Here is a 16,946-nt window from a genome sequence, read left to right as displayed (position 1 = left end):
GCTTATGTTGCACCGCGGAATGAGCTGGAAGCGCAGCTGGCAACCATATGGCAGGAGCTGCTGGGCGTTGATCGTGTCGGCATCCATGATAACTTCTTTGAGCTGGGTGGAGACTCTATTTTAACAATCCAGGCCGTAAGCCGCATGCGCCGCGCCGGTTATACTTTTCAGGTTGCCGATATCTTCAACCACCAGAGCATATGGGCGCTGTCGGCTATGACCCCGGCCGGGCCAGGATCAGCAGAAGGCGGCGAGCAAGGCTTGTTAAGCGGCCCAACGGGTTTACTGCCCATCCAGCAATGGTATTTTGAAAAAGCGCCGGTAGCGGTATCGCACTTCAACCAGAGCGTACTGTTAAAAATAGATAAAGCCATCACGGCAGCGGCCCTGCAAGTAGCCTTTACAAAATTGACAGCTCAGCATGACGGATTGCGGTTTAAATATATCCAAACGCCAACCGGCTGGCAGCAGGAGTACGGAAGTTATGAAAATAAGGTAATTACAACCGATCTTACAACGGTATCAGCAGCAGAATTAAGCACGGCAATCACGGCGCAGGCCGATATTTACCAGCGAAGCCTGGACATTGAAAAAGGCGAGCTGATGCGTGTTATATTAATGCAAACGCCGGCAAGCGAAACAGGGAACAGGTTGCTGGTCATTATTCATCACCTGGCAGTAGACGGCGTATCGTGGCGTATTCTACTGGCCGACCTGGAAGCATTATTAAATCAGCCGGAAGCAGCCTTGGGCAGCAAGAGCAGCTCGTACCGTCAATGGTACCAGGCTTTGGAAAACTATGGGCAGCAGCGCGGCCTGCAAGGGCAGTTAAACTACTGGGAAAGGGTTATAACTCAATATGAACCTTTACCGGCAGATGAGCCGTATACAGGCACCGTTCAGTTAGCAGATATACGTCGTTACACAATACAGTTAGAGGCTGTACAAACACGTCAGTTATTACAGGACGTACCGCGGGTATATCATACGGAAATTAATGATCTGCTATTAACAGCATTGGCAGAAACGCTGTGCCGTTGGATAAATAAAGAGCAGGTAGTGATCGGATTGGAAGGCCATGGTCGGGAAGATATTGCAAAAGATATAGATACTACCCGAACAGTGGGCTGGTTTACCAGCCTATACCCGGTTCTGTTAAAAGCCGGAAGGGAGCACCAGGCAGATGATCTGATCAAAACGGTAAAGGAAGACTTGAGGCAGATCCCTGATAAGGGATTGGGCTATGGGGTATTAAAATATATCAACAAAGAAAGCAGTCTTCAAGGCAAAACCAGTTGGGACATTGTATTTAATTACCTGGGACAGTTGGATACGTCAATAGATGCAGGAAAATGGTTAAGGGGGGCAGAAGAACGGGCAGGAGCAGGCCGAAGTGAGTTGCAGGCGGTAAGTGAGCTGATATCGATAGATAGTCATATCAGATCAGGCGAACTGGTGATAAACTGGAGCTACAGCAGTAAGCATTACCGGGAGGACACAATTAGTAAGGTGGCGGGGGATTATATAGCCGGGCTAGAGAAACTGATCGGCCACTGTCTGGAGCATGGCAAAAGTGGCAGTGTATTTACACCATCAGATTATGGACTAGGCGGAGATATAAGTCCTGCAGAGCTTGATCAATTCATGGAAGAAGATAATAATGATAATATAATAAGTTTTTAAGCTGTTATGGAAATAAAGGAGTTTATTGCGAATCTTAAAAAAATGAATTTTTCTTTAAGTGTTGAGGATGGCAAACTCAATTTAAAGGGGGATAAGAGTAAAGTAACCAAAGATGAAATTGAAGCAATAAAAGCTAACAGGAAAATTATTGATTATATTAAAGCTCATAAAAGCGAATTAATTGAATATGTTTCCATTTTTTCAGAATCTTTTTCTTTAAAAAAATCTAAGAATATATCATCTATTTATCGTTTAAGCGGATTACAGGAGGGTATGCTTTTTCATGGATTATCTGATGAAGAAGGGGAAACCTATAAAGTTCAATTTAAATGTGATCTGCTAAATGTAAATATTCCGGCATTTAAAAAAAGTTGGGACTTTTTGATAAAAAAGCATAGCATACTTAGAAGCGCGTTTTTCTATGATTCTTTTAATATTCCGGTTCAATGTGTTTACCGTCAGGTAGAATTACCATTCATGGAGTTAGATTACCGGGAGATGAGTGAGGCCGACCAGGCAATAGCCGTAAAGAATTATGAAGAAACCGACCACAATAGAATTTTTGATTTTAAACAAGCTCCGCTTACCCGGATTACTTTAATACGCTTAAGCCAAGAACGATACCGTATGCTTTGGACAACACATCATATTTTATTTGATGGCTGGTCTTTTGCGATACTGTTAGAGGAATTTTTAACTACTTATGAACAGCTGTTATCTGATAAGGAAGTAAAGGCGTTTAATGAAGATAAGTTTGAAGATTACATACGCTATTTAGAACGCAGCAACAAAGAAAAAGAAGAAGCGTATTGGAGGGGATATCTGAAAGGAATAAATCAGAGTACCCTTTTACCATTTATAGCACCTGGCACTAAACGGACGAGCGGTATTGGAAATTACAAAGTTGAAACCCTGTCTTTTAACGTCGCCGTCACAGAAAAGATTCAACGCTACACTCAAAAAAACCGGATCACAATCAATACATTAACCCAAGGAGTATGGGCGCTGCTTTTGCATCAGTACAGCGGAAAAAGTGACGTACTGTTTGGTGTAGTTGTGTCGGGTCGTCCGGATGATTTACCTGAGGTAGAAAGTCGGGTAGGCATGTATATTAATACCCTTCCGCTTCGCACTTCTATGGAAGCCACCTATAATATTGACACCTGGTTGCAGGGGTTACAAGCTGAACAAGTTTCTTCACGTCAGCACCAATACACGCCTTTACAAAACATTCAAGCTTGGACAGGCGTAAAAGGCGATCTGTTTGATACCATAATGGTGTTTGAAAATTATCCGGTAAATAAACTGGTAAGTTCAGGTGATTGGTCATTGCGTGTTGAGAATGTACAGACAGATGACAAAAGTAATTATCCTTTATCTTTATTAATAAATGCTTCTGAACAAATAAATATCCTGTTTAGCTACAACGAGGGGTTACTGAATAAAGTCTATGTAAAACAAATTCGGGATCATTTCGAAAATGTGTTACTACAAATAACCGATAATGAAGAAAATAGGTTAGGCGACATCAAACTACTGACCCGTGCCGAGGAAAACCTTTTATTGAATGATTTTAATGCAACTGCTACAAAATATCCTAAGGCCAAAAATATCGTTGATCTATTTGAAGAACAGGTAAGAAAGAACCCTGATGCAATAGCTGTAATCTTCGGAACTGAGCAATTAAGCTATAAAGAATTGGATGATCGGTCTAACCAACTGGGTCATTACCTACAAAAGCAGGGTGTTAAAAACGAAATGCTTGTACCTGTTTGTATGGAACGCAGTTTGGGCATGATCGTTTCCACCCTTGCGATACTTAAAGCCGGTGGGGCCTATGTACCAATTGATCCCCTCTATCCCCAGGAACGGATAGCGTTCATGTTAGCGGATATTAATGCTGCCATTGTAATTTGCAACGATACAACCCGGCCTAATTTATCGACCGTAGCCGGACTTATATTTATAAAACCTGATGACGCCCTTATCAGTAAGGAAGCCATAACAAAATTACCAGGTCATACTCCGCCTTCGGGCCTTGCCTATGTAATGTATACATCCGGATCAACCGGCCGGCCAAAGGGAGTAATGATAGAGCAGGGAAATGTAATAAGCCTTGTAAAAGGAACAGACTTTGTTAAACTAACTGACCATAGCAGGTTGTTAGTAACAGGTTCTCCATCATTTGACGCTACAACGTTTGAATATTGGAGCATGTTACTTAACGGCGGCAGTATAATTCTATGCAGTAACGAACAGTTATTAGACATTGAACAACTTAAAACCATAATTTTTAACCATCAGATAAATATAATGTGGTTTACTTCAAGTTGGTTTAATCAGTTAATGGACACCGATGACTCCCTGTTTGTGGGATTAACTACTATTTTGGTAGGAGGCGAAAAACTTTCGGAACAGCATATATATAAGTTTCATAAAAAATATCCAAAAATTGAACTGATCAACGGTTATGGTCCAACAGAAAATACAACATTTTCTTTAACCTATGAGATCAAAAACATAAATGGATTGGCGTCTATTCCAATTGGACGCCCTTTAGCTAATCGCCAGGCTTATGTATTGGACCTGCAGCGACAACTTGTGCCTATTGGGGTACAGGGAGAGATCTACCTGGGGGGGGCGGGCCTTGCCCGTGGCTATTTAAACCTCCCGGAGTTAACGGCTGAAAAGTTTATTAATAATCCATTCAGTGAGGATGCAGGATCACGTTTGTATAAGACCGGCGATATTGGCCGTCGGTTCCCGGATGGCAGTTTGGAGTATGTGGGCCGGGTTGATGACCAGGTAAAAATTAATGGCTACCGGATTGAACCAGGCGAGATTGAAAGTGTACTCAATAACTATGACCAAATAAGCCAGGCAGTAGTGCTTGCCAAAGAAGATGATAATGGACAAAAACGATTGGTTGGCTATATAGTTCCAGCTGACAAATTCGATAAAAAAGCTATTCAGGACTACCTTATTACAAAATTACCTGAATATATGATACCGGATGTTTGGGTAGAAATAAAGAGCATGCCCCTTACCGCTAATGGTAAGATCGATAAAAAGGCGCTTCCAAGTCCGGAAGTAAGTGAAATGCAAAGCAAAGTTTATATAGGTCCTCAAAATAAAGTTGAAGAAAAACTGGTAAAAATTTGGCAGGATCTGTTGAAAATAGCGCGCGTTGGTATTAATGATGATTTTTTTGAAATAGGCGGTCATTCACTTTTGGCTATGCGGTTAGTTTCTGTTATCCGGAAACAAATGAAAGCTGAAATAAAGATCAATGATATTTTTGAAAATCCAACGATTGCGGATCAAGCGCAGCTACTTGGCCATCGCCATACTAAACCTGCGTTTTCGTCAATTACCGTTCAAAAGCGTCCGGAATTCATCCCTTTATCATTTAACCAGGAACGTTTATGGTTTATCGACCAGTTAGAAGGAAGTGTCCAATATCATGTATCTGCTGTACTGCATTTAAATGGAAAGTTGAATGAATTAGCACTGTCCTATGCCATACAGACAATTATAAACCGTCACGAAGTTTTAAGAACGGTATACCTTCAAAATCAAGGTGATGTTTTTCAATTTATCAAACCTGAAAATGAATTTTATCTATCGGTAATTGATGGTGCGCATTTTAAAGACGACGCTTCAGGCTTTACTGAATACCTACGGAACTTAACACGACAGCCCTTTAATCTTTCCAAAGATGACATGATAAGAGGTACCTTGATCAATATAGATGGGCAGGAATATGTATTGGTCGTAACTATACACCATATCGCATCTGACGGCTGGTCCATGTCGGTCATCATAAAGGAACTGGTAGAATTATACGAGGCCTATTGTATTGGTGCGGAGCCAAACTTACCGGTTCTGCCAGTGCAATATGCTGATTATGCTATCTGGCAGCGGAGTTATATGCAAAACGATGCATTACGAGCAGGATTAACTTATTGGAAAACAAAACTGGCTGATATTTATCCCCTAACACTTCCTACGGATTATGTGCGGCCCAGCCTTTCAACTAACCAGGGCGCTTCAGAGATTTTTTATCTCGAAAAGGAACTGACAGACAAGCTACAAGCATTGGGCCAAACTGAAGGAGCAACATTGTTCATGACTTTGCTAGCGACTTTTAATGTATTGCTTTATCGATATAGCGGGCAAGATGACATTTGCATTGGAAGCCCAATTGCAAACAGAACGCTGTATGAGGTGGAGCAATTGATAGGATTCTTTTTAAATACACTGGCTTTACGAAACGAGGTAAATGGTCATGAAACTTTCAGGCAATTATTAAAAAAAGTAAAAACTACAACACTCGAAGCATACGAACATCAGGATGTGCCATTTGAAAAGGTAGTAGAGGTAGTAACGAAAGAACGCGACTTGAGCAAAACTCCATTGTTCCAGGTTATGTTTGTTTTACAAAATACGCCTGATATACCGCAATTACACTTTAATGGTATTCAGCTATCCGCAGAACCATTAGAAAATAATACAGCAAAATTTGATATCAGCTTTACCCTAACTCCGGATTCATTTGGTCTTAGGGGGCTAGCACAGTATAGCACTGATCTTTATAGTGGTGAAACGATCAAACGAATGTTGGGGCATTTCAAACAATTGTTATATGCTGTTATAAATAAACCGGACGAAAGAATAGATACTCTGAGTTTGCTGGATAAAGCTGAAGAAGAAATAATACTGCATAAATTTAATGCAACTCAATCTAAAAAAAGCAAACAGAAAAATCTTATCGATCTGTTTGAAGAGCAGGTTGCAAAATATCCAAAAGCTATTGCACTAGTTTTTGGCCAACATCAATTAACGTATCAGGAACTTAATGAACGCGCTAACCGTTTGGCGAATTATCTAACGAGCTGCGGGGTAAAGGCAGGATCGCTAGTACCCATTTGTATAGAACGATCTGTACAGATGATCGTAGGGGCGCTGGGCATCCTAAAGGCAGGGGGGGCGTATGTGCCGATTGATCCTGCATATCCACAGGACCGGATCAGCTACATGCTGGAAGACACAAATGCAGCTATTTTACTTACTGAAGAAAAATATTCAGCTATCATAAGTACTGTAATCAGCATAGGAAATATAATTAAACTGGATACGCAATGGTCTGAAATACAATTTCATTCTGCAAACAATCCTGGTATTTCGATCAGCTCTGTTCAACTGGCTTATTTGTTATATACTTCCGGTTCAACAGGTAAGCCAAAAGGTGTAGAAATTGAGCATCATTCATTAACCAATCACCTGAATTGGTTTGTTAAGCAATATCAAATCAACAACCATGACAGTACGCTTTTAACATCATCCTTTAGTTTTGATGGCTGTATGACCTCTATTTGGCCTGTATTGATAACGGGAGGAGCCTTGCATTTGGCATCATATAATCACTTTGAACCGGAATGGATACTCGATTATATATTTGCGCATAACATTACTTATTATAAAACGCTTCCGAGCGTGTTTGACGCCCTGCTTAATACCGATAAATTTAAACAAAGCAATGTTTGTAAATCTATACGGTTAATTATTCTTGGTGGGGAACCGATAACTGTCCTGGATTTAATAGCTTATCTTTCTGTTTACCCCGACATCTTGTTTGCAAATCATTATGGACCGACGGAGTGTACAATAGGCAGCAGTTTCTGTTTGATAAACAAAGATAATATTGAGGAATATTATGAACGGCCGGTTATTGGAAAACCTATTAATAATACCAATATATATATATTATCCGGCAATGATCAATTGAACCCGATTGGCTTACCCGGAGAAATATGTATAAGCGGAGATGGAGTGGCAAGGGGATATTTAAATGAACCGGAATTAACAAAGGAAAAGTTTATTGCCAACCCTTTTAATCAAGGGCGAAACCCCAAACTGTATAAAACCGGAGATATTGGAAGGTGGCTCCCTGACGGAAATATCGTATACATGGGGAGAGGTGACAACCAGGTTAAAATACGGGGGTATAGAGTAGAACTGGAAGAGATAGAAAATGTATTACAACAAAGCGAACTTATTGAACGCGCCGTTGTACTGGCTAAAGAACATGATCTTGGAAATAAGCAATTGGTTGCTTATGTGGTTCCTTCAAGCTCATTTAATCAGGATGCTATCATTTTTTATTTAAAAAATAAACTGCCGGCCTATATGGTTCCTTCGTTATGGGTAGCGCTTGAATCTTTCTCTTTGAGCCCTAATGGAAAAATTGACCGGAAAGCGCTGCCTGATCCTGAAAAAATAACAATAAATGATTATGTCGCCCCGCGCAACGAAACAGAGAAAGATATTGCAATTATTTGGCAGGAACTTTTAGGGATTGAAAAGATTGGAGTTAATGATAATTTTTTTGAATTAGGGGGGCATTCTCTGCTGGCAATGCGTGTTATTTCGGCGATGCGGAATAAACTGGAAATTGAACCGGCGGTCAGAGATATTTTTGTTTATCCTACAATTGCAGGTTTGGCAACATTTCTTGCTACCTCAAACCAGGCTTTATTATTTCCTGCTATTACCAAACAGGCCCGGCCTAAATATATTCCTTTGTCTTTCAGCCAGGAAGGATTGTGGTTTATCGATCAGTTAGAAGGAAGTATTCAATATCATATGCCTACTGTACTGAAATTGCAAGGACAATTAAAAACCATTGCTCTAGAGCGTAGTTTACAGTATATACTTAATCGGCATGAAGTGCTGAGGACGGTAATCAGGGCACAGGACGGCCAGCCTTATCAAAAGGTAAAAGACGGATCAATATGGCAGTTAACTATGATAGATGGGTCCGGTTATAAAGAGGATGCCGAAGGTTTACAAAGCTTTGTACAAAAGTTAATCAAAGAGCCATTCGATCTGTCAACTGATTTTATGCTGCGTGCTAACCTGATTAAACTTGCTGAGCAGGAACACATGATTGTTATGGTCATCCATCACATTGCATCAGACGGTTGGTCCACTTCTGTTTTTGTAAAAGAAATAGCAGAATTGTATAAGTCATACGCAGCAGGTCTTGAACCAAATTTACCGCAAATGCCAATACAATATGGAGATTATGCTATTTGGCAACGGAATAATATTCAAGGCGATCTATTAAACAAAAAAATAAATTACTGGAAAGAAAAACTTTCCGGTACTGAGGTGCTGCAACTACCCGCCGACAATATCAAACTTCCAACTCAAAATAATAAGGGTGCGATTAAAAGTTTTAGTATTGATAAGAAATTGTCTGTGCAGTTAAATGAATTAAGCAAACAACATGAAGCCAGTTTGTTTATGACGCTTTTAACCGCTTTTAAAATATTGTTATATCGCTATACGCATAAAGAAGATATATGTGTTGGAACTGGTATTGCCGGTAGACAACAACATGAATTGGAAGGACTGATCGGATTATTTATAAATACCTTGGCTTTACGCGATCATGTACTTGGTGAAGAATCGTTTTTACAACTCTTACAACAAGTAAAAACCACAACTTTAGAGGCGTATGAGAACCAGGAAGTGCCGTTTGAGAGAGTAGTGGACACGGTGGTATCTCAGAGAAGTACAGATAAAAATCCATTTTTCCAGATAATGTTTGCTTTAAACAATACGCCCGACGTACAGAAATTAGAGTTAAGTGGGTTGCAAATATTAGGAGGAAAGTATGAGCATACCACATCAAAATTTGATCTGACTTTTCTATTATCAGAAACACAATCAGGCGTGCAAGCATCTGTAGAATATAATACCGGTGTTTTTAATAAAGCGACGATCACACAAATGATCAGTCATTATACTGAATTGCTAAATGCTATAACGCAAAGTCCGGAACTTAGTATCTGGTCCTTGCCTATGATGACCGCATTTGAGAAAAAGCAATTACTAATTGAATATAATAATACCTCAACAGAGCTATTAGGAAATGAAACAGTGATATCGTTGTTTGAGCAGCAAGTGTTAAAAACTCCGGCTGCACCGGCATTGGTATATAAAGAAGAAAATCTAACCTATACGGAACTTAATGAAAGAGCCAATAAATTGGCCCATTACTTAAAAAGCAAAGGTATAAAAGAGGAAACCCTGGTGCCTATCTGCTTTTATCCGTCAGTACAAATGATAGTAAGCATACTGGCGGTATTAAAAGCAGGCGCTGCGTATGTACCCATTGATCCCGATTACCCGGAAGACCGTATAAGTTATATGCTGAAGGATACAGCGGCTTCGGTCATTCTGCGCGGTGCGGATGTAAGAGCAAATTTGCAGGTAAGAAAAGGAGCTGCTATCATTATAGCAGATGAAGGCCAGGATGACATTCGTAAGCAACCCGATAATAATGTAAGTGCTAAAATAAAACCACATCACCTGGCTTATATTATTTACACATCCGGGTCAACCGGTAAGCCAAAGGGTGTGATGATTGAACATGGTAATTTGTTGAATTATCTTTTAAACAGCCAAACAGATTATATTACTGATGATTGCAAAAGTTCAGGCAGTTTTATACACTTATCCTACACTTTTGATGCCTCTGTAACCGGTATATTTACGCCGTTATTATCCGGCAAACTGGTTGTAATAGGTTCAAAGCGTGCTGTTGAAGTGTTTGAAGATAACAACTTACAAAAATATGCTCCGTATGATTTTATTAAAGTCACTCCTTCTCACCTGGGGCTGCTTGAAAATGCATTTAACAAAGCTGAAAATTATTTGACTAAAAGACTGGTAGTCGGGGGCGAAGCATTACAGTTAGGTCAGTTAGCTTATTTAAACGGGCAGGGAATTGAAGTAGAGATCATAAATGAATACGGCCCGACAGAAGCAACCGTGGGCTGCTGTACTTATCGCCTGGATTCACTCACAAGCTTTGATGATCTATCAAACAATGTATCCATTGGTAAACCGATAGCTAATGCTCAAATATATATTTTAAATGAGTTTAATGAAATAGTACCTATAGGGGTAGCGGGTGAGCTTTGTATTGGCGGCGCCGGATTAGCGCGGGGCTATTTGAACCTTCCGGAATTAACCGCAGAGAGGTTTATTAATCACCCGTTCAGTGATGAGCCGGGTAAAAGGATTTATAAGACAGGTGATCTGGCCCGTTGGCTGTCAGATGGGAATATCGAATACCTTGGCCGGATTGATGATCAGGTCAAGGTAAGAGGCTACCGGATAGAGCTGGGTGAGATAGAAACCACTATTTCTTCAATTGCGGCAGTCAAAAATGTTAAAGTACTGGCCGTCAATCAAAAATTGAAAGCCTATATACAGGTTAATCAACAATATATACCCTTACTAAGTGACTTTGAACGTTTGTTAAATCAAAAGCAAATTAAATTTAGTGATCTGCACGTATTACCTAACGGACTTCCTGTTTTAAGCGCAAACTTAAATGAAGTACGCTTTTTATACCAGGAAATTTTTGAAGATCATTGCTATTTAAAGCACGGAATTACACTTAATGAAGATAGTTGTGTAATAGATATTGGGGCTAACGTAGGATTTTTCACAGTTTTTCTGAATGTTTTGAGTAAAAATATTAAAGTATATTCTTTTGAGCCAATACCAGAAGTTTATCATTATTTAGCGGCAAACAGGGAACTATATAATATTAAAGGAAAATCATTTCAATTGGCAATTACAGATATTGACAGTGAAATGGACTTCACCTACTATCCGCAGGTGAGCATTGTATCGGGCATCACCGATGTGGAGCAGGTGAAAGCAGTAGTACGTTCCTATATCAAAAAGTCTGACCATAACGAATTGATCACAGAGGAAATTGATTCTTTGTTAGCAGCTAAATTAGAAAGCAAAAAAATAAAGGTAAAAACCAAAACGGTTTCGCAGATCATTGAAGAAGAGAATATTGAAAAGATAGATTTGCTAAAAATAGATGTTGAAAACTCTGAACACCTGGTTATAAACGGGCTTTTGGATAAAGACTGGGCAAAAATAGGAAGTGTGATCATAGAGATTCATGACACCGATAATCGCCTGAGTAATATCCAGAATCTGTTAGTGCAAAAAGGATTTCATACTTATGTAGAAAAGGAAAAGATGTTATCAGAAGATGACATTTTATATAATCTGTTTGCAATAAGAGATACTTCTAAAAAAGGAATGACTGATTTAGGAGATAAGGAACAATTAAGAGCTACGGAATGGAGTCATCCGACGGAACTGGTCGAATATATTAAGGCAGATATTGAAAAAAAATTACCTGGCTATATGGTCCCATCTCAATTCAGCCTGTTAGATCAGTTTCCATTAACTAATAATGGGAAATTAGATAAAAATGCACTACTTAATTTAGAGGATGTTGAAATTGTGAATGATCAATATGAAGCACCAGTAACTGAAATTGAAAAAGGACTTGAAAAAATTTGGCAAGAGTTACTTGGTGTTGAAACAATCGGCACGCAGGATAATTTCTTTGAACTGGGCGGCGACTCTTTAACTGCAGTGCGATTGGTATCTTTGATCCGGAAAAATCTGGCTATAGAATTACCTATTAGCGATGTTTTTGATTATTCAACAATTGCCTCGCTGGCATTGCGATTACAAAGCAAATCCAGCACTGAGCTTCTTTCTGTAATCAATGTACAAACAAGGCCAGATCATATTCCTTTATCTTTTGGCCAGGAACGCTTTTGGTTTATTGACCAGCTAAATGGCAGTACCGAATATCATATACCGGCCGTTTTGCGGCTAAAAGGAAAATTAAATCCTGCCGCATTAGAAAATGCACTGCGGTCAATTGTCAATCGTCACGAAATCCTTAGAACAGTAATCAAGGAATACAAGGGACAAGGTTACCAAATAGTACAGGAGGAAAACGGTTGGCGGCTTGATATAATGGACGGGTCAGTGTACAACAACGATCCGGGAAAATTGAAACAGGATATAAGCGAATTGCTTGCATCTCCGTTTGATTTATCAAAAGATTATATGTTAAGGGCAACGCTTATTAAAGTGGACAATCAGGATAGCATATTGGTGGCTACTATGCATCATATAGCATCCGATGGCTGGTCTTTGTCGATATTTATAAAAGAGCTTGTTGAAATTTATAGCGCTTACCAGGAAGGTCGCCCGGCGTTGTTAGCCCCCCTTCCGATACAATATGCTGACTATGCTATCTGGCAACGCACACAATTACAAGGCGAACTGTTAAATAAAAAAATAAGTTATTGGAAAGAAAAGCTGCAAGGAACCGAACCCATACAGTTACCTACCGATTATGCAAGGCCCGGTATTCGAAGTAATATCGGGGCAGTCAGGAGTTTCGGTATAGATAAGGTGTTATCGGAAGAAATTCAGGCACTTAGCCAGCAACAAGGTGTTACATTATTTATGACACTGCTTGCAGCTTTCAAAGTGCTGTTACATCGTTATAGCGGTCAGCAAAAAATCTGCGTGGGAACAAGTATAGCCGGTCGTCAGCAAGAAGAGGTGGAAGGTATTATTGGCTTGTTTCTCAATACATTAGCATTGCAAAGCACGATTACGAGTGATGCCGCTTTTACCGATCTGTTACAAGAAATAAAAACTACAACATTAGAGGCTTATGAACACCAGGAAGTACCGTTTGAAAAAGTGGTAGATGCTGTTGTAAAACGCAGGGATACGGACAGTACGCCATTATTTCAGATAGTATTTGTGCTGCAGAATATACCGGATATTCCCAAACTGCATTTTGAAGGTGTAAGTTTATCATCCGAAGCGCCGGAAAATAATTCTACCAAGTTTGACATTATATTCAATCTAGTGGAAAATGAGTTGGGATTAAGGGGGGCCATTCAATATTCTACCGAACTTTTTAGTGCGGGAACGATAGATAATATGGCCAATCATTTCAAGGGATTGTTAGCTTCTATTATAAATGCGCCTTCACAAAAAGTAAGTGCTTTATCTATGTCAAATTCTGCCAAGCGTGATCAATTGCCTGAGGAATTTAACACGGAAGAAACAGGCGGTGCCAAAGACAATACAATGGTTGGTTTATTTGAGCAACAGGTAATAAAAAACCCTGATTCTTTAGCATTAATTTTTGAAGAAGAAGAATTGACCTATAGGGAACTCAACGAACGATCCAATCAATTGGCACATTATCTAAGGGCTAAGGGAGTTAAAGAAGATACGATAGTAGCTATTTTTATAGAACGCCGTGTGGAAATGATTGTAGGGATATTAGGAGTTTTAAAAGCAGGCGGAGCTTATGTGCCGATTGATCTGGAGTATCCACAGGATCGTATTAACTATGTATTAGAAGACACCCAAGCTAAACAGATTTTATGCAGTAAACAAAGCGGATTAAAATTACCTTATAAAAACGGTGTCGAATTAATTGAATTAGATAGTTCAAGGTCAATGCTTGATGGTCAACCAAAAAGCAATTTAAAAGTTGCTGTTGAACCAGGCCAACTTGCCTATGTCATTTACACCTCAGGTTCAACCGGTGTACCGAAAGGCGTGATGATTCAGCATAAAGGCAATGTAAATATGTCGGTTGATCAGATTGACCAGTTTGAAGTCACTCAACAGGACAAGATACTTCAGTTCGCATCCGTTTCTTTTGATGCTTCTGTATCAGAATTATTTATGGCTTTCTATGCGGGCGCTGCATTAGTGCTGATGAGCAAGGAAATGATCCAAGACGCGGCAAATTTTGCTTCAAATCTCGTCCGCACGGGTGTCAGCGTAGTTACGCTTCCGCCGGCCTATTTAAGAAATTTGCAGTTAGATGATCTTAAGTTTTTACGCGTGCTAATAACTGCAGGCGAAGCTGCAGATGTTCACCAGGCGGCTTATTTAAGTTCTTTCCTGAATTATTATAACGCTTATGGTCCAACGGAATGTTCCGTTTGTGTTTCCATATATAAAGTTGATCCCGCAGATAAAGTAAAGAGCCGTATACCGATAGGCAAACCTGTGGCCAATACCCGGATGTATATATTGGATGAAGCCAAGGAATTGGTTCCGGCTGGTATACCTGGTGAATTATATGTTGCAGGAGCAGGTTTGGCAAAAGGTTATTTGAACCTGCCGGAATTAACGGCGGAGATATTTACAAATAATCCTTTTAATGAGGACGAAAAATTATACCGGACCGGAGACATAGTGCGCGAACTGCCAGATGGGAATATTGAGTTTTTAGGTAGACGCGATGATCAGATAAAGCTACGCGGTTACAGGGTCGAGCTTGGAGAAATAGAAAATACATTGCGCCAGCATAATGATATAGATAGTTGTGTTGTAATTGCTAATGAAGATAAGGAATACAAGCAGCTGATAAGTTATTACAAACTAAAAAATAAGACCAGGCTTTGGCCTTCTGTAGCAGAGTTTTATGTTTATGACGATCTGTTGTATAAAACGATGGCTGGCGACGAGGCCAGGAATGCCAAATACAGGAATGCGATAAGAAAGGTTGTAAAAGACAAAGTAATTCTTGAGATAGGCCCTGGGTTTGAGGCTATTTTGTCCCGTATCTGTATAGAAGAAGGAGCGAAAAAGGTCTATGCGGTAGAATTGCTGGAGTCAAGTTACCTCAAAGCAAAAGCTACAGTCGAGGCTTTAGGGCTTGAAGATAAAATTATTGTGATTCATGATGATATCATGAAAGTTGAACTCCCCGAAAAGGCTGACTATTGTGTTTCTGAAATTGTAGGAGCAATAGGCGGCGCGGAGGGATCGGCTACATTAATTAATAGCAGCAGGCGACTGTTGAAGGATCCTAGCCATATGATCCCTTCCCGCAGCCTTACAAAAATTGCGGCTATTACTTTGCCGGAAAGTGAATTTGACAACAGTTTTGACGAACTGGGCGCTTATTATACATCAAAAATTTTCGAACAAACCGGTCGTAAATTTGATTTAAGAGTATATTTAAATTCATTCCCAATTGAGAATATTATTTCTAATGAAGATGTGTTTGAAGATTTGGATTATACCAGGGAATGCAAATTAGAAGATGAGCAAGATATATTTTTAGTGTTTCAACAAGCTTCAGTAGTACATGGTTTTATCGTTTGGCTCAACTTGTTTTGCGATGATGAAGAATTTATTGATACCGTAAATGGAAAATATACTTGGCTGCCTGTTTATTTCCCTGCATTTGATAGGGGTGAAGAAGTTTTAACGGCCGATTTTATAAAAGCTAAAGTCACAAGAAAAATATCATCAAACAACTTAAATCCTGATTTTATTGTAGCGGGCACATTGGTTAGAAAAGGACAGGCTAATAAACAGTTTGTTTATGAATCTATGAATTGTGCTGATACTTACCAGGGTAACACTTTTTATGAAAAGATTTTTGAAAATGATGATATCCGGGTTGCTAAAAAAGTAGAAAGGGAAGATTTAAAGGAATTTTTGAAAAGTAAGTTGCCGGAATATATGATTCCGTCTTTATTTATTGAAGTTGATGAATTTACGCTTAATATAAATGGGAAAATAGATAAAAAGGCTTTACGAAGCCCGGATACTTTAGAGCTGCAAGCTGATAAATATGAACAGCCTCGTAATGAGCTTGAAAGTACACTTGTAAATATTTGGCAAGAAGTACTTGAATTAGATCAAATTGGTATTAATGATGATTTTTTCGAACTGGGTGGACATTCGCTTCTTGCTATTCGGTTAATTTCGGTTATCCGTAAAGCGCTAGATATGGAAGTTGCCATTGCAATTATATTTGATAACCCGACCATAGCCTCACTTGCGGCAGAATTAAAAAATCAGGCCGCGACTGATACTGTATTATTCCCCACGCTCATTAAGCAGGCGCGTCCAGCGCGCCTACCTTTATCATTTGCTCAGGAGCGTTTATGGTTCATTGATTCGCTGGAGGGGAGCCGGCAGTACCATATGCCGGTAGTGCTGCGTTTGCGCGGGACACTGGACATAAGCTCGTTGAATAAAGCGATAGGGGAAGTAGTCAACCGTCATGAAGTATTACGAACGGTTATCCGCCAGGAAGAAGGGCAGGGTTACCAGTGGATACAGGCGGCGGACAATTGGCGTTTAACAGTTACGGACGGCAACCGTTACCAATTGGACGCGGCGGGCCTGGCGTTGCATATCGAGGAGCTGATCAGCGCGCCCTTTGACCTATCGTCGGATATGATGCTGCGGGCGACGCTGATAGGGCTTCAGCCGGAAGAATATATATTGGTGGTGACAATGCACCATATCGCGGCAGATGGCTGGTCAGCCTCGGTACTGGTACGTGAAGTAGTAGCGCT

At 39.9% G+C, this 16,946-nt stretch carries 2 protein-coding genes; both read left to right on the top strand.

Annotated features, from left to right (window positions below):
* Window positions 1-1,683: condensation domain-containing protein (locus ABIB50_RS26440; RefSeq protein ID WP_429385035.1), on the top strand; the 1,683-nt coding region annotated here is incomplete at its 5' end.
* 42 nt (window positions 1,684-1,725) lie between these two features.
* Window positions 1,726-16,946, top strand: a 15,221-nt coding sequence (locus ABIB50_RS26435) for an amino acid adenylation domain-containing protein (protein ID WP_429385033.1), incomplete at its 3' end; no start/stop codon positions are given.

Source organism: Mucilaginibacter sp. UYCu711 (assembly GCF_050433825.1).
Taxonomy (GTDB): Bacteria; Bacteroidota; Bacteroidia; order Sphingobacteriales; family Sphingobacteriaceae; genus Mucilaginibacter.
Note: the sequence above shows the minus strand (reverse complement) of the source record. Positions and strands in the feature narration are given on the sequence as shown.